This is a genomic window from Pseudorhizobium banfieldiae (assembly GCF_000967425.1).
GTDB lineage: Bacteria > Pseudomonadota > Alphaproteobacteria > Rhizobiales > Rhizobiaceae > Neorhizobium > Neorhizobium banfieldiae.
Map to the genome: position 1 here is coordinate 2,811,452 of NZ_FO082820.1, position 23,488 is coordinate 2,834,939.

The 23,488-nt window shown below is 60.9% G+C and carries 25 protein-coding genes and 1 pseudogene; 14 read left to right on the top strand and 12 right to left on the bottom strand.

What is annotated here, in order from left to right:
• Nucleotides 1-5: 5 nt before the first annotated feature.
• Nucleotides 6-2,351, bottom strand: coding sequence for a glucose/quinate/shikimate family membrane-bound PQQ-dependent dehydrogenase (locus NT26_RS13835; RefSeq protein WP_052639533.1), 2,346 nt, complete (start codon nucleotides 2,349-2,351; stop codon nucleotides 6-8).
• Nucleotides 2,352-2,500: 149 nt separating this feature from the next.
• Here NT26_RS13835 and NT26_RS13840 point away from each other — a divergent pair, with 149 nt between their 5' ends.
• Both NT26_RS13840 and NT26_RS13845 read left to right on the top strand, forming a co-directional pair.
• Entirely contained in the window at nucleotides 2,501-3,127 is a 627-nt protein-coding gene (locus tag NT26_RS13840; RefSeq protein WP_052639534.1) for a UdgX family uracil-DNA binding protein, read from the top strand.
• Nucleotides 3,128-3,142: 15 nt separating this feature from the next.
• Nucleotides 3,143-3,864: pseudogene (locus NT26_RS13845) on the top strand (glutathione S-transferase).
• 15 nt (nucleotides 3,865-3,879) lie between these two features.
• Here the strand turns inward: NT26_RS13845 and NT26_RS13850 are convergent.
• Both NT26_RS13850 and NT26_RS13855 read right to left on the bottom strand, forming a co-directional pair.
• Nucleotides 3,880-4,389 (bottom strand): superoxide dismutase family protein, encoded by a 510-nt coding sequence (locus tag NT26_RS13850; protein ID WP_052639535.1) that lies wholly within the window; start codon nucleotides 4,387-4,389, stop codon nucleotides 3,880-3,882.
• A gap of 19 nt (nucleotides 4,390-4,408) precedes the next feature.
• Entirely contained in the window at nucleotides 4,409-4,915 is a 507-nt protein-coding gene (locus tag NT26_RS13855) for a sigma-70 family RNA polymerase sigma factor (RefSeq protein WP_082077705.1), read from the bottom strand.
• A gap of 172 nt (nucleotides 4,916-5,087) precedes the next feature.
• On the opposite strand from NT26_RS13855, the gene ku (NT26_RS13860) reads away from it, so the two are divergent.
• Together ku (NT26_RS13860) and ligD are read left to right on the top strand one after the other, a co-directional pair.
• Nucleotides 5,088-5,945 (top strand): non-homologous end joining protein Ku, encoded by an 858-nt coding sequence (gene ku, locus NT26_RS13860; protein ID WP_052639537.1) that lies wholly within the window; start codon nucleotides 5,088-5,090, stop codon nucleotides 5,943-5,945.
• 2 nt (nucleotides 5,946-5,947) lie between these two features.
• A complete protein-coding gene (gene ligD, locus NT26_RS13865) occupies nucleotides 5,948-8,488 on the top strand; it encodes a DNA ligase D (protein ID WP_052639538.1) in 2,541 nt (846 codons plus the stop codon).
• Nucleotides 8,489-8,491: 3 nt separating this feature from the next.
• Here ligD and ku (NT26_RS13870) read toward each other — a convergent pair whose 3' ends face one another.
• Nucleotides 8,492-9,292 (bottom strand): non-homologous end joining protein Ku, encoded by an 801-nt coding sequence (gene ku / locus NT26_RS13870; protein WP_052639539.1) that lies wholly within the window; start codon nucleotides 9,290-9,292, stop codon nucleotides 8,492-8,494.
• Nucleotides 9,293-9,403: 111 nt separating this feature from the next.
• Here ku (NT26_RS13870) and NT26_RS22400 point away from each other — a divergent pair, with 111 nt between their 5' ends.
• The 6 genes from NT26_RS22400 (at nucleotide 9,404) to NT26_RS13895 (ending at nucleotide 11,974) form a co-directional block, all read left to right on the top strand.
• Nucleotides 9,404-9,601: a hypothetical protein gene (locus tag NT26_RS22400; protein ID WP_082077706.1), complete on the top strand. Its 198-nt coding sequence runs from the start codon at nucleotides 9,404-9,406 to the stop codon at nucleotides 9,599-9,601.
• 144 nt (nucleotides 9,602-9,745) lie between these two features.
• On the top strand, nucleotides 9,746-9,946 hold the full coding sequence (locus NT26_RS13875; RefSeq protein WP_052639540.1) for a hypothetical protein: 201 nt from the start codon (nucleotides 9,746-9,748) through the stop codon (nucleotides 9,944-9,946).
• 203 nt (nucleotides 9,947-10,149) lie between these two features.
• Nucleotides 10,150-10,734 (top strand): cysteine hydrolase family protein, encoded by a 585-nt coding sequence (locus NT26_RS13880; protein WP_052639541.1) that lies wholly within the window; start codon nucleotides 10,150-10,152, stop codon nucleotides 10,732-10,734.
• Between the two features lie 61 nt (nucleotides 10,735-10,795).
• On the top strand, nucleotides 10,796-11,188 hold the full coding sequence (locus NT26_RS13885) for a BON domain-containing protein (protein WP_052639542.1): 393 nt from the start codon (nucleotides 10,796-10,798) through the stop codon (nucleotides 11,186-11,188).
• Between the two features lie 21 nt (nucleotides 11,189-11,209).
• Nucleotides 11,210-11,395 (top strand): hypothetical protein, encoded by a 186-nt coding sequence (locus tag NT26_RS13890; RefSeq protein ID WP_052639543.1) that lies wholly within the window; start codon nucleotides 11,210-11,212, stop codon nucleotides 11,393-11,395.
• An 81-nt stretch (nucleotides 11,396-11,476) separates the two neighbouring features.
• A complete protein-coding gene (locus NT26_RS13895; RefSeq protein WP_052639544.1) occupies nucleotides 11,477-11,974 on the top strand; it encodes a YciE/YciF ferroxidase family protein in 498 nt (165 codons plus the stop codon).
• A gap of 62 nt (nucleotides 11,975-12,036) precedes the next feature.
• Here the strand turns inward: NT26_RS13895 and NT26_RS13900 are convergent, their stop codons facing one another.
• The gene (locus NT26_RS13900; RefSeq protein WP_052639545.1) at nucleotides 12,037-12,255 is read right to left on the bottom strand and encodes a hypothetical protein; all 219 of its coding nucleotides are present in this window, start codon (nucleotides 12,253-12,255) and stop codon (nucleotides 12,037-12,039) included.
• A 140-nt stretch (nucleotides 12,256-12,395) separates the two neighbouring features.
• Here NT26_RS13900 and NT26_RS13905 point away from each other — a divergent pair, with 140 nt between their 5' ends.
• Nucleotides 12,396-12,689: a DUF2934 domain-containing protein gene (locus tag NT26_RS13905; protein WP_052639546.1), complete on the top strand. Its 294-nt coding sequence runs from the start codon at nucleotides 12,396-12,398 to the stop codon at nucleotides 12,687-12,689.
• Between the two features lie 254 nt (nucleotides 12,690-12,943).
• Nucleotides 12,944-14,422: a glycogen synthase GlgA gene (gene glgA, locus NT26_RS13910; protein ID WP_052642190.1), complete on the top strand. Its 1,479-nt coding sequence runs from the start codon at nucleotides 12,944-12,946 to the stop codon at nucleotides 14,420-14,422.
• A 49-nt stretch (nucleotides 14,423-14,471) separates the two neighbouring features.
• On the opposite strand, the gene glgX is transcribed toward glgA, so the two are convergent.
• On the bottom strand, nucleotides 14,472-16,550 hold the full coding sequence (gene glgX, locus NT26_RS13915; RefSeq protein WP_052639547.1) for a glycogen debranching protein GlgX: 2,079 nt from the start codon (nucleotides 16,548-16,550) through the stop codon (nucleotides 14,472-14,474).
• Nucleotides 16,551-16,619: 69 nt separating this feature from the next.
• Nucleotides 16,620-16,823 carry a hypothetical protein gene (locus NT26_RS13920; protein ID WP_052639548.1) on the bottom strand — a complete coding sequence of 68 codons (204 nt, stop codon included), beginning with the start codon at nucleotides 16,821-16,823 and terminating at the stop codon, nucleotides 16,620-16,622.
• A 169-nt stretch (nucleotides 16,824-16,992) separates the two neighbouring features.
• On the opposite strand from NT26_RS13920, the gene NT26_RS13925 reads away from it, so the two are divergent.
• Entirely contained in the window at nucleotides 16,993-17,259 is a 267-nt protein-coding gene (locus NT26_RS13925) for a hypothetical protein (protein ID WP_052639549.1), read from the top strand.
• A 198-nt stretch (nucleotides 17,260-17,457) separates the two neighbouring features.
• Here the strand turns inward: NT26_RS13925 and NT26_RS13930 are convergent, their stop codons facing one another.
• From NT26_RS13930 to coxB, 5 genes are read right to left on the bottom strand one after another with little or no spacing between them, the layout of a single operon-like run.
• Nucleotides 17,458-18,513, bottom strand: coding sequence for a c-type cytochrome (locus tag NT26_RS13930; protein WP_052639550.1), 1,056 nt, complete (start codon nucleotides 18,511-18,513; stop codon nucleotides 17,458-17,460).
• The gene (locus NT26_RS13935; protein WP_052639551.1) at nucleotides 18,510-19,145 is read right to left on the bottom strand and encodes a cytochrome c oxidase assembly protein; all 636 of its coding nucleotides are present in this window, start codon (nucleotides 19,143-19,145) and stop codon (nucleotides 18,510-18,512) included. The genes NT26_RS13930 and NT26_RS13935 overlap by 4 nt, the downstream gene beginning before the upstream one ends.
• Entirely contained in the window at nucleotides 19,142-19,525 is a 384-nt protein-coding gene (locus NT26_RS13940) for a hypothetical protein (RefSeq protein ID WP_052639552.1), read from the bottom strand. The genes NT26_RS13935 and NT26_RS13940 overlap by 4 nt, the downstream gene beginning before the upstream one ends.
• A gap of 3 nt (nucleotides 19,526-19,528) precedes the next feature.
• Nucleotides 19,529-22,039, bottom strand: coding sequence for a cytochrome c oxidase subunit I (gene ctaD / locus NT26_RS13945; protein WP_052639553.1), 2,511 nt, complete (start codon nucleotides 22,037-22,039; stop codon nucleotides 19,529-19,531).
• Nucleotides 22,036-22,917 carry a cytochrome c oxidase subunit II gene (gene coxB, locus NT26_RS13950; protein WP_244467610.1) on the bottom strand — a complete coding sequence of 294 codons (882 nt, stop codon included), beginning with the start codon at nucleotides 22,915-22,917 and terminating at the stop codon, nucleotides 22,036-22,038. Before coxB ends, ctaD begins: the two co-directional genes overlap by 4 nt.
• A gap of 357 nt (nucleotides 22,918-23,274) precedes the next feature.
• Here coxB and NT26_RS13955 point away from each other — a divergent pair, with 357 nt between their 5' ends.
• Complete coding sequence (locus tag NT26_RS13955; protein ID WP_052639554.1) at nucleotides 23,275-23,469, top strand: hypothetical protein; 195 nt, start codon at nucleotides 23,275-23,277, stop codon at nucleotides 23,467-23,469.
• Nucleotides 23,470-23,488 lie beyond the last annotated feature (19 nt).

Here is a 23,488-nt window from a genome sequence, read left to right on the forward strand (position 1 = left end):
CCGAGTTAATCCCTCGGCAGAGCGTATGCGATAACATAGTCGCCGGGCTTCGTTCCGACCGAACCGTGACCACCCGCGACCATGACCACGAACTGCCGCCCGTCCTCAACGGCATAGGTCATCGGCGTTGCCTGACCTCCAGCCGGCAGGCGCGCACGCCAGATTTCCTCACCGGTGGTGAGGTTATAGGCGCGGAGATAATTGTCGACGGCCGCACCCAGGAAAGCGACGCCGCCCTTCGTGATCATCGGACCGCCGATACCCGGCACCCCGACCTTGAACGGCAGCGGCAACGGCGTCATGTCGTAGACGGTACCATTGCGGTGCTTGTAGGCGATCTCGCCGGTCCTGAGGTCGGCGCCGGCGACATAACCCCACGGCGGCGCCTGGCACGGGATCTGCAGCGGCCCGAGGAAGGGCCCCATGTAGACGCCATAAGGCGCGCCTTCATTGCGGTTCAGCCCCTGCTCGCTCGCCTTCTCGTCGGCACCCTTCGGGGGAATCTCTTCCCGCGGCACGAGACGTACCGTGAAGCCCAGGTAGGTCGGCATGCCGAACATCACCTGACGCTCGGGATCGATGGCAACACTACCCCAGTTGAACGTGCCAAAATTGCCGGGGTAGACCAGCGTACCGTTGATCGACGGCGGCGTGTATCGACCCTCATAGTTCAACTCGTGGAACCGGATGCGGCAGACCATCTGGTCGAACATCGAAATGCCCCACATGTCCTTTTCCTCCAGCGGCTCGGGCTTGAAGGTCAGGGCCGAGGTGGGCTGGGTCGGGGCGGTGAAGTCTTCCGGTATGGCACCCCCAGGTGCCGGCTCTGCCGTCACGTCGAGGAGCGGCTCACCGGTTTGGCGATTGAGCACGTAGATGTCGCCCTGCTTGGTGGGCCCAACCAGTGCCGGCACAACCGTCCCGTCATCCTGGGTAAGATCGAGGAGAACCGGCTGTGCCGGCACATCCATGTCCCACAGGTCGTGATGGACGGTCTGGAAGACCCACCGATCGGCGCCGGTATTGATATCAAGCGCGACGATAGAGGAGGAGTACTTCTCCACGGACTCGCTACGCCCCATGCCGAGCTGATCGGGAACCTGGTTTCCAAGCGGAATATAGACGAGCCCTAACTCCTCATCGACGCTGAATATGGACCAGCTGTTGGGGGAATTGGCGGTATAGGTCTGCCCCGGCGGCAGTGGCTCCGTTTGCTCGGGGTTTCCCGAATCCCAGTTCCAGACAAGTTCGCCACTGTTGACGTCGAAGGCGCGGATGACACCGGACTGGGATTGCGTGGAGTAGTTGTCATTGACGGCGCCGCCGATGATGATTTTGCCGGCCGCAATTACAGGCGGAGAGGTGGAATAATAGTAACCCGCCGGATTGTAGGGCATCCCGGTTTCGAGGCGTAGAACCCCCTGATCTGCAAATGACGTGCAGACTTCACCACTCGCAGCATCGAGCGCGATCAGCCGCGCGTCGGACGTCGGAAGGTAGACCCGCTCCGCGCAAGGCGCATCCGCCTGCGCTTGCGGATCCGCGTAATAGGTGACGCCGCGGCAGGTCTGGTGCTGTCGATCGGGATTGAGTCCTGCATTGGGGTCGTACTTCCACTTTTCCTCACCCGTCGTCGCGTCGATCGCAATGGCCCAGTTGTGAGGCGTGCAGATGAAAAGGCTGTTGCCCACCTTCAACGGCGTGACCTGATAGGTCGTCTCCGTGACATCTTCCGGGAGCTTTACGTCGCCGGTCTGATAGCGCCAAACCTCCTCCAGCTCGTCGACATTCTCGACATTGATCTGATCGAGCGGCGAATAGCGCTGGCCGTAGTTCGTGCGACCATACTGGTGCCACTCACCCGGAGGAACAGGATTGCCCATGGTCGGGGCCGCCGCCACAGCGTCCTCTGGAAGTTCCCCCTCGACGTCGTAGGGATCCGTGAACATGGAGATGACGGCGATCAGGATCGCCAGCGCAACAGACGCGGCAAGCGGTGCCGCACCAACGGGATAACGTGCGCCCGTGGGGCTCTGGAAGCCGAGCGGCTTGCGCATCCAAGGCGTCAGCAACCAGATTCCGAGCAGGATGATGACCCCGCCCCTCGGACCAAGCTGCCACCAGTCGAAGCCGACTTCCCAGATCGCCCAGCCGAGCGACCCCAGCACGATAAGGGCATAAAGCGTCAGGGCCGTTGACCGGCGCAGGTAAAGCAGCACAGCCGTCACGATAAATGCGATGCCGGTGATCAGATAGTAGATACTGCCATCGAGCGCGAGCAACTGCCCTCCACCTACGGCGAGCGCAAGCCCCACCAGGCCGAACAAGATTGTCGTGATCAAAATAGCCATGCTGTTGGTCCTGTCCCGATTACGTCATCGGGCTGCGGCTCGGCACCGCAACCCCCCGGGCCTCAACACATCGCCTTTGCGAAAGTTCCCTTCGGGAACAGATGCGGGAACCAATCCGGCCAGATACGGTTGCGGGGCTGGAGGCAGCGATGGCGGCAACAGGTCGGGCATTCGGGTCAGGTGGGGAGCCAGGGAAGAATCTGGGCGCGATCAGGAGTGCCGCCGAAAACTGTACCCGTTGCGACCTCTACAGGACAGCGACACATCTTGTTTTTGGTGAAGGCGCCGCTGACGCCAACGTCGTTCTTGTCGGAGAGCAGCCGGGCGACAAGGAGGATCTCGCCGGTAGACCCTTCATTGGTCCCGCGGGCCGCTTCCTTGACGATTGCCTTGAGGAGGCAAACATTGACCGCACGCGCTGCTATGTCACCAATGCAGTCAAGCATTTCAAGTTCACGGTGCGGGGCAAGCGACGCATCCACTCCAAACCAAACCTGGGTGAGATTAGAGCATGCGCATGGTGGCTGTCGGCCGAGCTTCGCATGATCCAGCCGTCACTCGTGGTAGCACTCGGGGCCACCGCCCTTCATGCGCTTCTCGGAAAGGATGCGAAAGTTACCCGAGACAGGGGGCGCATCCTCTCGGCGCAGGACCTGCCACCGGTTCTTGTCACCATCCACCCCTCGGCATTGCTGAGGGCGCGGGGCCGACCCGACGCAGCACAGGAGCGCCAGCGGTTCGTGAACGAGTTGCGCCAGATCGAGGATTATCTTTGACCCTTGGAGATTCTGATGACCTACGAACTCTACTACTGGGACGGCATTCCCGGCCGCGGCGAATTCGTCCGACTGGCGCTGGAGGATGCCGGGGCAGACTATCGTGACGTGGCGCGAGAGCCCGGCAGGATGCGGGAAATGATGGCGTTCCTGAACGGCGAACGCGGCCCGCATGTCCCATTCGCGCCGCCATTCCTGAAGGATGACGATCTCGTCATCTCCCATGTTGCCAACATTCTTCGATATCTCGGCCCGAAGCTCGGACTCGTACCGGCCGATGAGGCATCCCGGACTTTTGCCCACCGGCTGCAACTGACGTTGACGGATTTCCTCACCGAGATCCACGATACTCATCATCCGCTTGGCGTGGATGCCTACTACGAGGATCAGAAGGTGGAGGCGCAAGGCCGCACAGCCCGCTTCCTCTCCTCGAGGCTTCCAAAGTTCCTCACTACTTCGAGACCGTGCTGTCGGCGAACCACGGAAACGAGGGAAATCTGATCGGAGGGCAGATCGGCTATATCGATCTATCGCTTTTCCAGGTGATGGAGGGGCTGCATTATGCATTTCCCCGCGCCATGCGGGACAGCGGCAATCGCTGGCCCGGGATCACCACACTTCAGGCGAGAGTGAAGGCGCGCCCCCGCCTTCGCGACTACCTGTCCTCACAGCGGCGGCTGCCGTTTAACGAATCCGGCATCTTCCGCCACTATCCGGAACTGGACGTCGAGGCCTAGGCTAGCACCCGCCTCTTACTCCACGACAGCGCAGGCCAGTCGCTCTCCGGCCTTGCCCGAGGGCTGGCTCTCGTAGTCGTCGGCGCCGCCGTGGACCATCAGGGCCCTGCCCTTTACGGATTTCTCTCCATCGTCCAGGGAGACAAAGGTGTTGAGCACCTGTGCCCGCAGGGTTCCATCGGAGCCAACGTATTGGTTCGGCATGTCGCCGGCATGTGGCCCGTTGGCAGCGTTGAATCCATGCTCCTTCCCACCCGGGTTGAAGTGTCCACCGGCGCTTTCATGACCGCCCGTATGGTCGCATTGCCCGGTCTCATGGAAGTGGAAGCCTACCCATTGCCCGCCCGGCAGGCCGGACACCTCGACGTCGATTAGGACGCCGGCGGGCGTCGAAGTCAAAGTCGCAGCACCCGCTTCTGCACCGTCGGCGCCGACGAACGACGCATTTGCCGTGGCTTCCTGCGCTCCGGCATTCGCCGAAAGTGTCGCGAATACGAAAGCTGCTGTGCAAAGTCGCGCTACCATAGGTTCCTCCCTTTGTTTCTCAGGCCGGCTCTTCGCCGAGTTCAAGCAGTATCTGATGCCTTGCGCGGTTGAGCCGGCTCTTTACTGTTCCCACTGCGCAGTCACAGATCTCTGCGGTCGCCTCATAGCTCTCGCCGAGAATCGCGACGAGGGTCAGTACCTCCCGGTAGTGCGGCGGCAGCTTCTGCAGCGCGCGCTGCACTTCCTTTGCTCGGGCGCTCACCTCTTGTGTGGCCGGCATCGGTGTATCACCGGATACGGGCTCGTCCAGCCCAGGCGCCTCACGTCCCAACACCTTCGACCGTGTATAGAAGGTGTTGCGCATGATGGTGAATAGCCACGATTTAAGCTTCGTGCCGGGCTCGAACTTGTCCAGGTTCGCCAGCGCCTTCATCAACGTCTCCTGAACGAGATCATCCGCATCCGTCGGATTGCGGCAGAAGGTGCGGGCGAACGCGCGGAGAGCGGGGATGAGTTTTACAATATCTGCGCGTGCAGGATCACGTTTCAACTGTGATTCAGACACCGGGGCCTACCTCTCCGTCGTATCACTGGGCGGGATGATGGTGGCAAACGCACCGTTATGGCTTTGGTTCCGCAATGGGATCGGGCTTGGTTGTTGCTTTCTCGCGGGAAACCTGACGAACGGAACAAAGTTCCACCGCCCCTGTTGATAGGGTTTTCGGGGAGTTTGAGTCGTGGCGCCGCGTGCAAACTGGAAGGGTTACTTGAAGGTCGGGGAGTTAAGCTGCCAGGTCGCGCTTTATACGGCGGCGTCGACTGCAGACCGCGTCAGCTTTAACATCATAAACCGCGAGACCGGCCACCGCGTCCACCGTCAGCTGGTCGATGCCGATACCGGCAAGGAAGTCGACAATGACGACATCGTCAAGGGCTATGAGGTGGCGAGCGGAGAATACGTCATACTCGAACCCGACGAGATAAAGGATGCCGTGCCGAACAGCGACAAGACGCTGGAACTGGAAACGTTCATCCCTTGCGGAGAAGTGGACACCATCTTCCTGGATCGACCCTATTACCTTGCCCCTGCCGACAAGGCCGCAGCGGATGTCTATGCGCTGATCAGGAAGGGGCTGGAAGAGAAGAACGTCGCCGCCCTCGCCCGCACCGTCCTGTTCCGCCGGCTGCGGACGCTGCTGATCTGTCCGAGCGACGAGGGCCTCATAGCCAGCACGCTCAATTACGACTATGAGGTTCGCGCCGCTGAGGAGATCTTCTCCGATATCCCGGAGTTCAAGATCGAAGGCGAGATGCTCGACCTCGCCCGCCACATCATCTCCACCAAGAAAGGCGAATTCAATCCGACCGAGTTCGACGATCGTTACGAGGCGGCGCTTACTGAGCTCATCCAGGCGAAGATAGAAGGCCGCAAGCTGCCGAAGAAGCCGAAGCCCGAACCCAAGAAGGTCTCCAGCCTGCTTGACGCGCTGCGTCAGAGCGCCGGCTCCGGCTCAGGCACAAAGAAGAAAACGACAGCGGAGAGCAAGTCTGCCCGCAAGCCGAAGACGCGCGCCCCGCAGAGGAAAGCGAGCTGACCATGGCACTCGAGGCCTATAACGAGAAACGCGATTTCAAGGCGTCGCCCGAGCCGAAGGGGAGAAAAGTCAAGTCCGGGGGAAACAGCTTCGTCATCCAGAAGCATGCAGCGCGCCGGCTTCACTACGACTTCCGGCTGGAAATGGATGGCGTGCTGAAGAGCTGGGCGGTCACGCGTGGCCCCAGCCTTGTGCCAGGTGAGAAGAGGCTCGCCGTCCATGTCGAAGATCACCCGCTCGACTACGGCGATTTCGAAGGAACGATCCCGCAAGGAAACTACGGAGCAGGCTCGGTCCTCCTCTGGGATCGCGGCACCTGGCATCCGATCGGAGATCAGAAACGCGGCTACAGCAAGGGACACATGGAGTTCGAGCTCAAGGGGGAGAAGCTCGAGGGCCGATGGCATCTCGTGCGCATGGCCAACCGCCGTGGTGAAAAGCGGGAGAACTGGCTCCTCATCAAGGGGGAAGATGAATTCGCGCGGGCCGAAGGCGATGCCGACATCCTGGAGGAGCTTCCCAAGTCCGTGAAGACCGGACGGCTTCTCGAGGAACTGCAAGGCGGCACGAAGGCGAAGGCCAAGCGAAAAACGCCGCCGAAGACATCCGACCCTTCTCCTTCGGACGAGGCGCTGAATGGACCCGTCAAGAATAACAGCTTACCGAAGCTGAAGGGAGCGAAGAAGGCAGAGCTGCCTGACTTCGTGACACCTCAGCTTGCGACGCTCGTGAAGAGTGCGCCTTCCGGGAAGCGATGGATCCACGAAATCAAGCTGGATGGATACCGTGTCCAGGCACGTATCGACGGCGGCGACGTCAAGCTCCTGACCCGGACCGGCCTCGACTGGACCCACAAATTCGGCGATGCGATCGTGGATGCACTCAAGCGCCTGCCGGTGCAGCAGGCCGTGCTGGACGGCGAAGTGGTGGTCAACGGCGGATCGGGCGCAAGCGAATTCTCGCTTCTCCAGCAGGATCTGAGCGAGGGGCGAACGGATCGGCTGGTCTTCTTCGCCTTCGATCTCCTCCATCTCGATGGGTTCGATCTGACTCCCTCCAAGCTTGTGGATCGCAAGCAGACGCTGGAAGGCATCCTGTCCGGCAGCAGCGACATCGTTCGTTACAGCGAGCATTTCGATGACGAAGGAGGGCTTGTGCTGAAGCACGCCTGCCGCCTCAGCCTCGAGGGGATCATCTCCAAGATCGGAGATGCCCCCTACCGCGGCGGGCGGGGAAAAGACTGGGTGAAGTCGAAATGCTCGGCGCGGCAGGAGTTCGTTGTCGCCGGCTATGTCCCCTCCTCCGTCTCCAGCAGCGCCATTGGCTCGCTGGTGATGGGCTATTACCAGGACGGCAAGCTGATGCATGCTGGCCGGGTGGGCACCGGTTACAGCAACAAGGTCGCCCAGACGCTCTTCCGCCAGATGCAGGAGCTGAAGGTCACGAAGAGCCCGTTCGAGGAGAAACTGACGGCGGTCGAGCGGAAGGATGTCGTCTTCCTCAGACCCGAACTGGTGGCGGAAGTCGAGTTCCGTGGCTGGACTGCTGATGCTCACATCAGACACGCCTCCTTTCGTGGTATGAGGGAGGACAAGCAGGCAAGGGATGTGGTGCAAGAGGCCGGTCCAGCCATGGCAAGCAGCGATGACCAAAAGGAACTGGGGAGCCGGACGGTAACGCTCACCCACCCGGACCGCATCTACTGGCCGGATGCCGGCGTGACCAAGGCTGGCCTTGCCGATTACTACGTCGAGGTTTGGCGGCACATGGCTCCGTTTGTGGTCAACCGCCCCCTTGCATTGGTGCGAGGTCCCGATGGCATCGGCAAACCTCTTTTCTTCCAGAAGCATGCCTGGAAGGGCATGAACAAGCATATCGGCACGGCGAAGGATCCCGCCGATCCTTCCGAAGAGGATATCATCATCCGGGACCTCGACGGCTTGCTCGGTCTCGTTCAGGGCGGGACGCTCGAAATCCATCCCTGGGGCTCGACCATCGACCAGTGGGAAAAGCCGGACATGGTCAATATCGACCTCGACCCCGGCGACGGAACGACCTGGGAGGACGTCATCGCAGCCGCCTATGAGGTTCGCGAACGCTTCGAGGCGATGGGGCTTTCCGGATTCGTCAAGACGTCCGGTGGCAAGGGGCTGCACGTCGTCGCACCGGTGAAACCCAAGGCGGAGTGGCCGGACGTCAAGGCGGCGATGAAGGCGCTCGCCGACAGCATGGCCGGCGATAGCCCCGACCGCTATGTCTCCACCATCACCAAGTCAAAGCGGAAGGGAAAGATCCTGATCGACTACCTGCGCAATGGGCGAGGCGCCACGGCTGTGGCCCCCTATTCGACGCGGGCTCGCCCTGGAGCCCCGGTATCCATGCCCATCGCCTGGGAGGAGCTGGAGCAGGCAATCGGGCCGGCGTACTTCACGGTGAACAACGCAACGAGCCGCCACGAGCAGTTGGACAGGGATCCGTGGTCGGATTTCAGGGAAGCAGAGGCGGAGATCAAGACGTCTCGGACAAAGCGCCAGAAGCGCTAGTCTCTACCTGGAGGACTTGCGCTCCGCAGCAAGGCTCTTCTTCAGCGCGCTCATGATGTCGATGACGTTGCTGGGCGTCTCCTGCTTCGGTTCCGCTGGCTTCTTCACCTTCTTGCCCTTCTGGCGGGCAGCGACGATATCGAGCAGGCGATCCTGAACAGGGTCGTCCGCCATGCTCGGGTCCCAGCGCGCAGTACGCTCTCCAATCAGCTTCTTCATCATGGTGAGATGCTGCGAGGACGGCTTCTCCTTCCCGACGTCATGGAAATAGGAGCCTGCATCACGCACCTCGTCACCGTAGCGAAGCGTCCACACGACGATCCCCTTGTCCTTCGGGATGAGAAGGACAGCGCGCTCGCGGCGATACATGACGAGGCGCGCAATACCGGCCGTGCCGGTCTTCGCCATGGCCTCACGGATCACCGCGAAAGCTTCCGCACTCACCTCGTCATCAGGCGCGAGATAGTGCGGGCGGTCATACCAGATCCAGCCGATCGACTCGACAGGCACGAAGGTGGAAATGTCGATCGTGCGAGTGCTTTCGAGGCCGACATCGTCGAACTCCTCGTCCTCGATCAGGACATAGTCATCTTCTCCCTTGGCATATCCCTTGACCTGATCCTCGTCCTCCACCGCTTCTCCGGTGACAGCGTCCACATACTGGCTCATGACCCGGTTGTGCGTCTTACGATTGAGATTGTGGAAGCGGACCTTGCCGGACTCGGTAACCGCCGGCGTCATGCTTACCCGGCACGTCACCAGTGACAGCTTCAGATAGCCTTTCCAGAACGATCGGGGCGCCATGACAGTCTCCTACGTGCTGCGCAAACGTCGTGTGCGCGCCGGAGGTTCCCTCCGGAACCAAGATCGCACGCCAACGTTTCCCCTGGAACAATCAGGCACGGAGGACATGCTATGACTACAGAACAAGATACGCAGAAGATGCCGGACAAAGGACAGCGCACGACCCCCTCGGCGCGCGAAAAGGACGACGCGGCAAATCTGGAAGAACAACTTGAGGAAGGACTGGAAGATACCTTCCCCGCGAGCGACCCCGTAGCCACGACGGTTACGTCCATTCCAGCGGGAACACCTCCTCCCCCACGCAGGTGAAGCACGGCGATCTGCTTCTCGAGGCGATTCACTCCCGTGGATCGCCTTTTTGCATTTTGTCACCTGTGACATTTTCGGGATTTCCGAAGATTGGAATATTGCTGTAAGGAGGACTGAGATAAGCTCTAGTGCAGAAGGTGGACGATGACCGTCACAGCATCGTCCGAGGTCGGAATGGCGAAAAAGATCGATCCCAGTACAGAGGCGGAAATTCGACTAGGGCGGCGCGTCAGCCGCGAAGTATCGGTTCTCCTGCACGAGATCGAGAAGGAGCCTGTTCCCGATCGTCTTCTGGAACTCGCTCAGCAGCTTCAAAAGGCGCTCGGCGAGAAATACGAGCAGTAGCTGACCTTTATCGGCCTGGTCGCGTGGCAAGCGATCTCTCATTCCACGACGTTCGGCTTTGCAGCCTCACACCGGCTCGTCCTTTGACGCGGCAGCCCCTCTCTCTCTCTCTCTCTCTCTCTCTCTCTCTTGAGTGACCGCCCTAGCCGCTCGGAACCTTGACCCGTCCGCTTCGTTGGAGCCAGTCCGATCCGGAGGAGAGAATGGAAGATCCGAGACGTTGCCGCCATCTTTGCGTCGACATGCAGAGGCTGTTTGCCGAAGATACCCCTTGGAACGTCCCATGGATGCAGAAGGTCCGCGACCCGGTCACCATACTATCCTCGGCCCACGCGGCTGAGACCATTTTCACTCGCTTCATACCGCCCGTTCATCCCGCCGATGTCACCGGGACCTGGCGCGAATACTACCAGAAATGGCCGATGATGACCCGCGAGGTCCTTGGCGACGAGATGGTCGACATACTGCCGGAACTGCGGGAGCTTGTTCCTCCCGCGACAGTCTTCGACAAGCCCATCTATTCCCCATGGCTGGAGGGCCGCCTGCATCGATATCTTCGCGGGCAGGATGTCACCACCCTCGTCATCTCCGGTGGAGAGACAGATGTCTGCGTCCTCGCTGCCGTGATGGGTGCGGTCGACCTGGGATATTCGATCATCCTCCTGAAGGATGCAATCTGCAGCACCTCGGACGCCACGCATGATGCGACCCTCGGCGTCTACGCATCGCGGTTTTCGACCCAGCTGCGCCTCTCTAGCGTCCCGGAAGTCCTCGACTGGTGGGCATGAAGGAACCTTCGCGAGGGGAATCCGGTTGTCTCGGCATGGACCTTGCGAAGGAGAAACTCCGATGAAGAACGAACAGCCAAAATCCGGACGACCCGGCGAAACCTCGCAGTGGCCGCGCTGGGAGGGACCCGCTGAAAATCGCCCCAGCGGATACCTGCAGGGAGAAGCGAATATCTTTGCGGAGGGCAGCGGCCAGGAGAAGAAACGCTGCCTCGCTCCGGACGGATACGAACGCTCCGACAGTGATCTGCAAACCGCCGTCAATGAAGCTCTCACGCAGGACGCATTTCTGGATCCCCGAGGCATCACAGTCTCCGTAAATGACGGCATCGCTTCCTTGGAAGGCACGGTGGCAAGCGCTGATGATGTCCGCCGCGCAGAGGACTGCTGTCGCTCGGTCGATGGGCTGAAGGGATGCACCAACAACCTGCACATAGCTGGCGAACACCACTGAGGATCAACCGGGAGAAAGAACATGGCCGACAAACTATGGTTCATGATCGTCGCGATAGGCCCTGTCCTGCTGGGCCTCGTCATCGCTTTTGGCTTGATGCGTAAGAGACGCATCGGGACGGTCGAGAAAGCTCGGCAGGAAGAGGCCGTTGAGCGCTTGTACGACAAGCCCGAGGGTGGTCGCGAACCCAGCTACAGGCAGAACTGAGACGCGGAACTTTTAACAGGTCGCTTCGTTATCTGCAGCGGAAAGATCAACCCTGAACCTTCACCCAGGAGACTTGCAATCATGGCAACGAAAACCCTCGACGACCTTTTCTACGAGACGCTCAAGGATATCTACTACGCCGAGCGTCAGATCCTGAAGGCGCTGCCGAAGATGGCGCGCGCTGCCCAGGACGAGAAGCTCAAGACCGCCTTCCAGGACCACAAGGAAGAGACCGAGGGCCAGATCGAGCGCCTGAAGCAGGTTTTCGAAATTATCGGCAAGCGAGCTCGCGGCAAGACCTGTGACGCCATCGAGGGGATCATCTCCGAGGGCGAAGAAATCATGGAAGAATTCAAGGATACGCCCGCCCTCGACGCCGGCCTTCTTGCCGCCGCCCAGGCTGTCGAGCACTATGAAATCAGCCGCTATGGCACGCTGCGCTCCTGGGCCCAGCAGCTTGGCCTGAAGGATGCGGTGAAGCTTCTGGAGGAGACGCTTGCAGAGGAAAGCAAGACCGACGAGAAGCTGACGGGCCTTGCCAAGACGGCGGTCAACTCCGCTGCCCGGAAGGCTGCCTGATCCTCGCTATGAAAAGGCCCGGTTCGCTGAACCGGGCCTTTTGCTTGGGCGTTGCAGAGCCGTCAGGCATTCAGGCCGGAACCCGGCTGTGGCTGGACTGGCAGCATATCCCCGTTAAGCTCCATACGCCGGAAAACGCGGCTGTGCTTGCGCTTCGCCATCTCCACCCTCGCAGCTGCGACGGCAAGCTCATAGGTGTGAAATGAGCAACGGGACTCGATCCCGTTCATGACGTAGGTCCATCCGTCAGGGTGAGGTATGATATCGCAGAAGTTGTTCATGGCGGCTCCCTTCAGCGGCCCTAAACTCCCGACCTCCCATAAGGTTCCGCCTTCGTAAGCCGAGACCTCGAATTATTCGTCGCCAGCAGGAACTTTCGGTTTTCTTGATCGTTCTTCGTCCACGAAAAGTGGAGACCTTGATGGCGGATCACGAGGACGACTGGGTACGCAAGCGCGCCTATTCACTTTGGGAAGAGGAGGGATATCCGGCAGGAAAGGATCTGGAGCACTGGGAGCGGGCGAAACGAGAGTTGGATAGCTTTAAGCCGGGTCGCATGAAACGTGCGACGTCGCGGCCCGCCGCGGCTAGTGCGAAGCCAGCGAGCATAAAGCCGGAAGGAGCGAGCATAAAGCCGGAAGGCAAGGGTTCAGAGGCGCTGCCTCCTCCTCCAAAGAAGAAGGCTGCGCGGACGAAAAAGACGACCAGCAGCTGACATCCTGACATGCGGCTGCGGCAGACCTGCCGCCGCAATCTCTGCTCTACCTGCTGCGTGGGTGCCGTGCGCTACAAGACTTTCTTTCTCTCATTTCGTTGGAACGCTTGCGGCCCTCCGCGCGTTCGGCAGGACCGGCCGAGTGCACGGTGGAGGCTGGCATGACGGACGCTTTCTTCTCTTTCGAGGATCCTGGCTCGGTCAGTACGGCGGAAACATCCGGCACCGTGAAGCGACGAGGTGCCTCTGGCGCCATCAAGGTACTTTCCGTCACCTCCGAAATCTTCCCCCTTATCAAGACAGGCGGCCTCGCCGACGTCACCGGCTCCCTGCCGAAGGCGCTGGAACGACTTGGGATCGAGACACTCTCACTGGTCCCGGGTTATCCGTCGGTAATGGGGCAGCTCAGGACGGCGCCGCCGCTGCTCGTTTTCGACGAACTGCTGGGCGAACGGGCCTCTCTGCTCTACGCGCAGATCGAAGGCCTCAGCCTGCTGGTTCTTGACTGCCCTGCCCTCTATGCACGCGACGGTGGCCCCTACGTTGACGCTGCGGGGGTTGATTATGCCGACAACTGGAAACGCTTCGCAGCGCTGAGCCTTGCAGCCGCCGAAGTGGCGGGCGGAGCGCTCCCCGGCTGGATACCGGACATCGTTCATCCCCACGACTGGCAAACGGCCCTGACATCAGTTTACATGCGGGAACTGGAGGTACCCACTCCAGTTGTGCTCACGGTGCACAATCTCGCCTTCCAGGGACAATTCTCTGCCTCACTTCTGCCGGCACTGGGGCTGCGGCCCGAACTCTACGCGACCGACTGCCTCGAATACTTCCGGGACATCAGTTACCTGAAAGGCGGTCTGCAGACGGCTGATGCCATCACCACGGTCAGTCCGACATATGCCAGGGAAATCCTGACGCCTCGCTTTGGCATGGGCATGGATGGCATTCTGAACCAACGGCTCGACGTCCTTCGCGGTATCGTCAACGGGATCGACCTAGAGGTCTGGGACCCGGCCGCCGATCCCTACCTACCCGTGAACTACGACGCTGCCAGCCTTCGCAAGAAGCGCCAGAACCGTCGACATCTGCTGGAGGCGTTCGGCCTGGACACAGACGGCGCAGGGCCTGTTTTCGCCGCGGTCAGCCGCCTGACATGGCAGAAGGGCATGGACATGCTGGCAGAGACTGCAGACGAGATCATCAACAGCGGTGGCAAGCTGATCGTCTGCGGACAAGGGGACCGGGAGATCGAGCGCCAGCTCCTGGAGACTGCGGCGCGGCATCCTGGCCAGATGACCGTCCATATCGGCTATGCCGAGGCGATCGCGCATCTCATGCACGCCGGAGCGGACGCGATCATCCAGCCGTCCCGCTTCGAGCCTTGCGGCCTGACCCAGCTCTACGCGCTTCGGTACGGCTGCGTGCCGGTGGTCTCCCGGACGGGCGGCCTTTCTGAAACGATTATCGACGCCAATGACGCAGCAATGTCTGCACGCGTGGCCACCGGGTTCCAGTTTCATCCGGTCACAACCGACGGCCTGCGGACGGCGCTGAGGCGGGCGGTCGAAGCTTATGCGGACCCGAAGCAATGGGCGAGACTGCAGAACCAGGGCATGAAGGCCAGGTTCTCCTGGGACCGTAGTGCCCAGCAATATGCCGCGGTCTACGCCTCGCTCATGAATCGATCGAAAACATCGCCTTCGCGGCCTCTGCCCAAAGCCGTCTCCTGAAGAAGGCAACCGTCCGAGAGCGGCTGACTTGCTTCAGCTGCTTGAACAGTCAGGCTCTCCGAAGGACAACCAGAGTACGGCCCTCAAGCTCGAACTCCTGATCCTGCTCTACTTCCACGCCTCGCAGCGACGGATCCGCCGTCGTGAGTTCGAGGATCCAGCGCCCCTCAACCATTGGCGGAATGTAAAAGGGGACGTTGCCTTCGAACGGGTTGAAAAGCACCAGCACGTTAGACCAGAGACCCTCCTCACGCTCGAGATCGACGCGACGGAGGTTGAGACCAAGGGTCGTGCCTTCCTGCCAATGCTCGGGAAGCTGCTCACCCCCACCCGCGTTGAACCAGCGAACCTCCATGCCGTCGCGCCAGTTTTCACGGCGGAAGATGGGCTGCTCCTTCCGCAAGGCGATGATGTGACGGGTGAACTCCCGCAACTGCTCGTTCGTCTCGGGAAGCCCCTCCCAGCGGACCCAGGAAATCTCGCTGTCCTGGCAATAGCCGTTGTTGTTTCCCATCTGGCTGCGGCCGAATTCATCGCCGCCGAGGAGCATCGGTGTTCCGTGAGAAAGGAAGAGGGTCGCCAGGAAGTTGCGCTTCTGGCGCTCGCGAACCCCATTGATGGCCTCATCCTCTGTGGGGCCCTCAGCGCCATAGTTATAGCTGCGGTTGTCGTTATGGCCGTCGTTGTTGTCCTCGCCATTCGCCTCGTTGTGCTTTTCGTTGTAGGAGACGAGATCATTCAGCGTGAACCCGTCATGGGCGGCGATGAAGTTGACACTTGCCCAGGGCCGGCGACCGCGCAGGTCGTAGATATCGCCGGACCCCAGCAGACGAGCCGCAAAGTCGGGTGCGACGTTATCGCCCTTCCAGTAGTCCCGGATGGTGTCGCGATACTTGTCGTTCCATTCTGCCCAGCCTGGCGGGAAGCCGCCAACCTGATATCCGCCGGGCCCGATGTCCCATGGCTCGCCGATCAGCTTCACCTTCGACAGGACAGTATCCTGCGTCACCGCATCGAAGAAGCCGCCACGCTGGTCGAAGCCCTCCGGTTCGCGGCCCAGAATTGTTCCGAGGTCGAAGCGGAAGCCGTCGACATGCATGTGCTGCACCCAATAGCGTAGCGAATCCATGATCAGCTGCAATACCCGCGGATGGGACGTGTTGACGGTGTTTCCGGTCCCGGTGTCGTTGATGTAGTAGCGGTGCTGGTCCGGCATGGTCCGGTAGTAAGAGAAGTTGTCAATACCCTTGAAAGAGAGTGTCGGCCCCAGCTCGTTACCTTCAGCCGTGTGGTTGTAGACGACGTCAAGTATCACCTCGATGCCGGCATCATGGTAATTTCTGACCATCTCCCGGAAGCCTTCCAGCCCCCGCGGGCCGTAGTAGCGGGATGCGGGTGCGAAGAAGCCGAGAGTGTTATAGCCCCAGAAATTATGGAGCCCCTTGTCGAGGAGGTGCTGGTCGTCCGGGAAGTAGTGAACCGGCATCAGTTCCACCGACGTGATCCCGAGGCTTCTGATGTAGTCCACCGAGGCAGCGTGACCCATGCCGTCGAACGTACCGCGCAGTTCCTGAGGAACCGCGGGATTGAGTTGCGTGAAGCCCTTCACATGTGTTTCGTAGACAACGGCTGAGGACCACGGGATGTTGGGCCGGTTCGCATCATGCCAATCGAATCCGTTCGGATCAACGACGCGGCATTTGGGCATGAATGGAGCGCTGTCCCGATCGTCGAATGTCAGATCCCTGTCATCGTGAAGAAGGTCGTAGGCAAAGTGGGCATCGTTCCAATCCACGTCTCCCACAAGCTCTCGTGCATACGGATCGACAAGAAGCTTGTTCGGATTGAAGCGATGTCCGTTATCGGGATCATAAGGGCCGTAGACGCGATAGCCGTAAAGGGCTCCGGGTTTCAACCCGGGGACGTAGCCGTGCCAGATCTCGTTCGTATATTCGGGCAGCTCAAGCCGCGCGATCTCAGCCCTGCCGCTGCTGTCGAAAAGGCAGAGCTCGACCCTTTCGGCGTGGGCGGAGAAAAGAGCGAAGTTGGTGCCTTCGCCGTCATAGATCGCACCGAGCTCAGTCCAGCTGCCCGGCAGGATGTTGAAAATCGCGTTGTCGCTTTTCATACGTCGCCCCATTGAAGAACCATCTAACAATGGGGCGACGCAGCATTCGTTCCCGCAGAAGCAGCCGATTTAGCGCTTTACGGTGCCGGTGGAACTGTCGACTGGGCTTTGGCCGCCGGTTCCGCTCTGGGGGGTCGGGTCGGCGTCTGTCGGAGCAGAAGCAGCAGGGCCACCCGGCGGCGTATTATCGACGGTGTCGGACTGGTTGTTGCCGCCATCGCTGCAGGCACTGAGGAGCAGGCCAGCAGCCAGGGCAATTGTGAGCTTCTTCATTGGTTTTCCTTCCTCATGTCTGTCGATCCGGCATGCCCTGAAGGTTTGCCTCGCGGTATCGCGGCAGACACCATTCCGCGTCTTCGTTCCCGCGGATAACTTTGAGGCCCCCTCACGGGTTCCCTTTCGAGCAAAGCGCCTATTTCTCCCGCTACGGAGGAATGAAGACATGAGCACGTTGACACCCGAGGAACTGGAAGGTCGGCTCAATGCCCACCGGGAACTGCTGATCGACATGCTCGCCGCCATGATCGGCGGTGAAATGCAGATCACCCGGTTTATCCAGAGGCTTCGCGACGACGCGACCTTCAAGGACAACGAAGAGGATCCCGGCGTACTCCCCGAGGGTGGCTTCGCGATCGAGAATGCCGCCGCCCGGGAGCTGCGAACGGTTCTTCAGGCGGCGCAAGCACGTGCTGCTGCAGACGCCTCCTAGGCGCCATAATCGTGACAGGCTCGACACATTCGCGTCTCATATGTGGAACATGATGGCCACCACGCTCGTTCACTCACCATATCGCCAAACGCGTATGGAGGGAGGCACAGATGGTCAAGGATTGGGTCGAAGCCGCCGGACTCGTGATGGTCGTCGCCGCCTGTTACATGATGGTGGTTCCGATCTGACAGGTCTGGGTCATTCCGATCGTTGTGAGAAATAGGCCGCCGCGGCCGCGACATCTTCGGGCTCGAGATTTTTCGCCACCTCATTCATCAGGTGGCTATACTTGGTTCCGCCCCGTACACCGTCGACGAACAGCTGAAGCTGGCGAGTGAGATAAGGGCGGCTCAGCCCGGAAAGCCTCGGATAGGCTGGATTTCCATCGGGCTTCTCGTGACAGGACAGGCAGGCCGGGATCTTGTCGGCAGCGCGTCCCTGTTGTGCCAGTATTCGGCCCTGCTCGACCAGTCCGGCATCGACGTCCGCAGGATTGCGCACTGACCGCTCCTGTCCGGCATAGTACCGTGCGAGGTCCCCGAACGCTTCCTCGGGAAGCGAACTGACCGCCAGTTGCATGATACCGCTTGCACGCCTGCCGTCAGCATAAGCACGTAGGCTTTCGACCAGATAGGTCTCCGACTGTCCCGCAAGGCTCGGCACGAGGCTCTCCGCATTAAGCCTCCGCTCCGCATGGCAGCTTTCGCAGCTGAGAGGCAGATTATCCACCTCTCCTTCCATGGGTGGCGGGTAGAGCCCCGACAGCTCCCGGTAGCGTTCGGCCTCCATGCTGGGTAGGTGGCGCAGGAAGGCGACTATGGACCATACTTCGTCAGGACGCTTCTGGGTCGGCCAGGCCGGCATGCCGGTGAACCTCACCCCGTGCTGGACGATCTCGAACAACTGCTCGTCCGTCCAGCTCGAAATCACGGGCACCAGATCCGGCGGCTCCGGAAGCATCTGCTTCACCGTCTCCGATCTCGGCCGCGCCGGTGAGCCGTGGCACATGGCGCAGCCGATTTCGTAGTGGCCTGCTGCAGGAGGAAGCAAGGCTGGATGGTCCAGCGGCGGAGCTTCATGCGAAAGCGCGGCGGTGCGGACGGAATTCCGCATGACCCAGTGAAGAAACCAGTCGGTAACTGCCCAGTGCCCGGTACTCGCCCTGACGCCGATCAGGCCCGACCAACCCACCAGAAGTCCGACGACCGGGAGCAGGACAGCCGCTGCGATGATGTACTTGCGCCGGACGATCACAGACGCCCTCCCGAATGTTCGCGTGGCCCCAAGGCCGAGGACAGCAGCAGGACGCCGCCGAGGAGATAGACGACCGCTCCGACGAGCAACATCACGACGCCGCCGGCCTGCTGGTCGACGGCAGCCCCCAGCGTGACGCCGAAGCATGTGACGTTTTCGGTGCCGTAGAGCGGTCGCGGTGACAGCGAAAGCAGGGCACCGAGCAAGGTCATGTGCATGGACGTGAACAGCAGGCCGAAGGTGCCGGCAAGCTGACGAGCCTCCCGCCCCTCCTGGGCGCCGCCAAGGCAGGAAAGCCAGAGCAGCAGTCCGGCCGCGAGAAACGTCGCCTGCTCCAGCGCCGTGATGATCCAGAACGCCTCAGCCATCACCCGCGCAGCCGGAAGATGCCATCCCCATACTGCCAGGAGTTCAACGAGGGAGGCGATGACCGGTGTGAACCACGGCCAGCGCACAGTAAGGTCATGACGGGAGCCGGACAGCCCGACTGCAAGCAGCGGAGCAGCGCCTGCCACCACCGACATGTGGACGATCATGTGTATAGTGAAGGATTCCCGTCCGCCGAAGGGCAGTACGATGATCCATGCCACCGCCAAGAGAAGCAGACCCGTCGCGAGAGACGCCCTCCTCATTGGTAACACCCGTCGATGAGGATCAGCGGGATGGCGACATAGATTACGGCGACGAAGCTCAGCCCCGACAGAAGCAGCGTGGCAAAACCCTGGAAGCGGCGGCGGTCCAGGGCCGTCGGTTGGTCATGCGGCGGATCGCCCGAGCCGAACCCCCACTGACGCCAGGCGAGATAGGCCGACAGGACAATCATTGCCAATGCAAGCAGCGTGACCGCGCCAAGCGCAACCCTGATCTTGCCGAACTCGATGCCCCAAAGGGCAGCCTTCTCGCAATAGATCGCGACTACGACGTAGCAGACCATAAAGTGCAGCGCCCAGACGACCGGCGCCGTGAACAGCGTCCACAGGGTTTCGACTTCGCGGGGCAGGATGTGTCGCATGGCCTACCTCATCAACGGAAAGAGGCCAAGCACGCCAAAGGATGCCACGGCGGTTACGGTCAGGAAGTGCCAGTAAAGGGTGACGTTGACGATGTCCTGGTCATAGCGCGCGGTCATCCTGCCGGTGAGGCTTCGAGCGAGGCAATATCCCTGCATGATGCAGCCAGCCCCCGCATGGACCACGGTCCAGATCGCAATGATCCAGACCGTAGCCGGATAGACGTGGATGGTCGGCTGCATGTCGTGGGTATAGGGGCCGAGCAGCCCGGCCACTGCGGCGGCGACCGTGACGATCAGGGACAGGCCGATTGCGGCCCGGGCTCCACCTGCCCTGTCCTTTCGGTTGAGGTGTCGCGCAGCCAGCATGAGGCCCCATGAAATGAGAAACAGCACGAGTGCCGTCATCGGCCAGAGGATGCCGGGCCCGCCGAGACCCGCAGTGAAGTCGCCATGGATGGTCCAGTAGAAGAAGTAGCCGAACATCAGGCTGGCAAAGGCTGTGCCGTCACCCACCATGGTGATGAACATCGCCCACCACCCGACGGAAGCCGGGCCTGACCGGTAGATCGGCAGGCGCTTGCCCAGGCCGACATCCATGTCCGGGGCCTCCGGTATCTCTGCCGTGCCCGTCCATAGCCAGTAGAGGATGGCAAGGAGGGTGATAATGGCGCAGACGATCGTCACCGCCCACCAATGGAATGTCAGCGCGATGAAGACGCCACCTAGTGCCATGGCGGCGATGATTGTGACATGGGACGTGCCTCCCACGCGCAGGCACTGGATAGGCTCCGCGTCCAGCACTGAGGTGACGAGCGTTTCGCGTCGACCCGACTTGGCATCCGGAAGGTAATAGCGTCCTTCGTCGATATTCTTCTGGAGGTCTGGCTGGTCCCAGAGTGGATAGCGGCTCTCGATGATCGGAACCGATCGCATGCCCCAGTTCTCATCGGGATCGTTCGTCCATTCAAGCGTCCCGGATCGCCAGGGATTGAGGTCCCCAATCTTCGGCTTGGGCCTGAAGATGTCCACGACGATGGTGAGGACGCCGCTGGCGAAGATGAAGGCGCCGATGGTGGAGACCAGGTTGAACCAGTCCCAGCCGATATCCTCGGGATATGTGAAGACCCGGCGCGGCATGCCGCGAAGCCCCGACAAATGCATCGGGAAGAACCCGACATTGAAGCCGATGAACATCAGCCAGAAGGCCACCTTGCCCCAAGCATCGCTCAGCTTCTTGCCGGTGACGAACGGGAAGTAATAGTAGATGCCGGCAACCACCGGGAACAGCATCCCGCCGATCAGCACGTAGTGCAGGTGGGCCACGATGAAATAGGTATCGTGCGCCTGCCAGTCGAACGGCACCAGCGCCACCATGACGCCCGTCAACCCGCCGATCACGAAGGTGATCAGGCCGCCAGCACCGAACAGCATGGGCACCGAGAATATCACCCGGCCGGCAAGCATCGTCGCGATGAAGACGAATATCTGCACGCCTGTCGGAATGACAACTGCCTCCGACGCCGCAGAAAAGAAGGCAAGCGATATCTGCGGCAGGCCGGTGGTGAACATGTGGTGGACCCACAGGCCAAAACTCAGGAATCCGGTTCCCACCGCCGCAAGCACGATCCAAGAATAGCCCACGATCGGCCGCTGGGAAAAAGTCGGCACGATCATCGCCATCAGCGCGATGGCCGGCAGGAAGATGATGTAGACCTCCGGATGCCCGAATATCCAGAACAGATGCTGCCAGAGGAGCGGGTCCCCGCCGCGCTCTGCGTCGAAGAACGGCCAGTCGAACATCCGCTCCATTTCGAAGAGGAGGTCGCCAGCAATCAGCGGCGGGAACGCGAACAGGATCATACCCGCCACGATCAGCAGATACCATGCAAACATCGGCATCATGTTGATCCGCATGCCGGGCGCGCGGCATTTCATGATCCCGACGATGATCTCGACGGCGGCAGCGATGGATGCGACCTCGATAAAGGAGAGGCCCAGCAACCATATGTCAGCGCCGATCCCCGAGAATTCCTTGTTCGTCGCCAGGGGCGGATACATGAACCAGCCGGTGCTCGGCGCCGAATTGAAGAAGATCGAGCCGCAGACGAAGATGCCACCGAGGAGAAAGCTCCAGAAGCCGAAGGCGGAGAGGCGCGGAAACGGCAGTTCCCGGGCGCCCAGCATGGAGGGAAGGAGGAAGATCGCGATCGCCTCGAAGATCGGTACGGCAAACAGGAACATCATCACTGTGCCGTGCAGGGTGAAGGCCTGGTTGAAGAAATCGGCCGTCAGCAGATCATTGTCCGGCACCGCGAGTTGCAGCCGCATCAGCAATGCAAGCACGCCAGCAAACAGCATGAAGCCGAATGAGGCGACGCCGTACCAGAGGCCGATTTCGCTGTTGTTGACGGAGGTCCAGTAACGCCAGCCGCCCGGCGTCTTCCAGACCTTCCGCAGTCGCTCCTCCTGCGCAGCCCGCTCCTCGGGAGAGAAATCGCCGAGTACCTCTGTCATTTCAGCCCCGCAAGGTAAGTGGCGATACGTTCGGCATCTCCGTCTGGAAGCATCCCGAAGGACGGCATCCGTGATCCTGGCTTGATCTCGGAGGGGTGACGAATGAAGCGGGCGACATTTTCCGGCGTGTTTGGCATGGTTCCGGCGCCGACGCTGCCGCGCGCGCCGAAGGCGGTGAGGTTCGGACCGATCCTCCCCTGCGCCTCCGTTCCGTCGATCGCATGGCAGGCTCCACAGCCGTGTCGCAGAAAAAGGGCATGCCCCTCGCTGGCTCCATCGGTCTCGGCTGTTCCGCTCCCCGCAAGCCACGCCTCGAAATCCGAGGGCTCGAGTGCCTCCACGAAGAAAGCCATCAGCGCATGCGACGGACCGCAGAACTCGGCACAAACACCGCGATAGATGCCGGGCTTGGACGCCTCCAGCATGATGTGATTGGTTCGGCCCGGAATCATGTCCATCTTGCCCCCGAGGGAGGGAACCCAGAAGGAGTGGATGACGTCCGGAGACTTGACGAGGAAGACCACACGCTGGCCGACCGGCATCTTTATCTCGTTCGCACGTTCCAGAAGGACCTCGCCTTGCTCATCCAGATAGCGCACCCGCCACCAAAACTGTTCTCCGGTAACCTCGATCTTGCGAACGCCCTCTGCAATGGCCGAAGACCAGGGTCGCAGGTTTGGGATCAGCCAGACGGCGTAGGAAAGGAGCATCGTCAGCACGATCACCGGACCGATCGCCCCGCACCAGAGAATGACGCGACCGGCCACCCGTTCAGAATGCGGCTCGCGCGCCTTGCGTGCGGCATAGAACAGCACCAGCACCACGGCGGCCCAAATCAGGCCACCTCCGATCAGCATGACGTAGAAAAGGCGGGCCACGTCAGAAGCCTCGGGACCGGCCGGATCCAGGGCAGACTGAATACCGCTGCAGGAGGTCAGCAGGGGAACGGCGATTACCCAAGGGGTGTGCCTAAATAGTCTCTGCCTCCGCTCGACAAGGCGGGCAGTGAGGTGCCTTGGCTCGTCTCTTCCAACGCTCAGGCAAGCTGTATGTCGCGTCAATTCACCCCCCGGTATTCCCGTCCGCGTCACCCTAAGGCCTCGTGGCGTAACCGATCCAAAGAAGATTTGTTCCCGGAAGGGGTTCAAGTTAAATTTCAAGGGGAAAGAAAGTGGAACCCAGGACGGTCTCGCGGGTTTGCTCCTCGGAGAGGCCTTCAAGAAGGAAGATCGACGATGTTCAATTTTCTCCAGCGCTTGTTTGGCCGGACCAGAACCTCCAATCCGGATCTGCACACAGAGCACGCATCCGAAGAAGTGCAGGTCCTGGTACCTGAAGCCGTGGAACTGCCCCTGCCCAAGGGGCCCCAGGAGGAAATCAGCGTACCGGCGTCGATCAACGGGCGGGACCTCTCCAGCGGCAGGCTTTAAGCCTCGCCCACGTAACAAA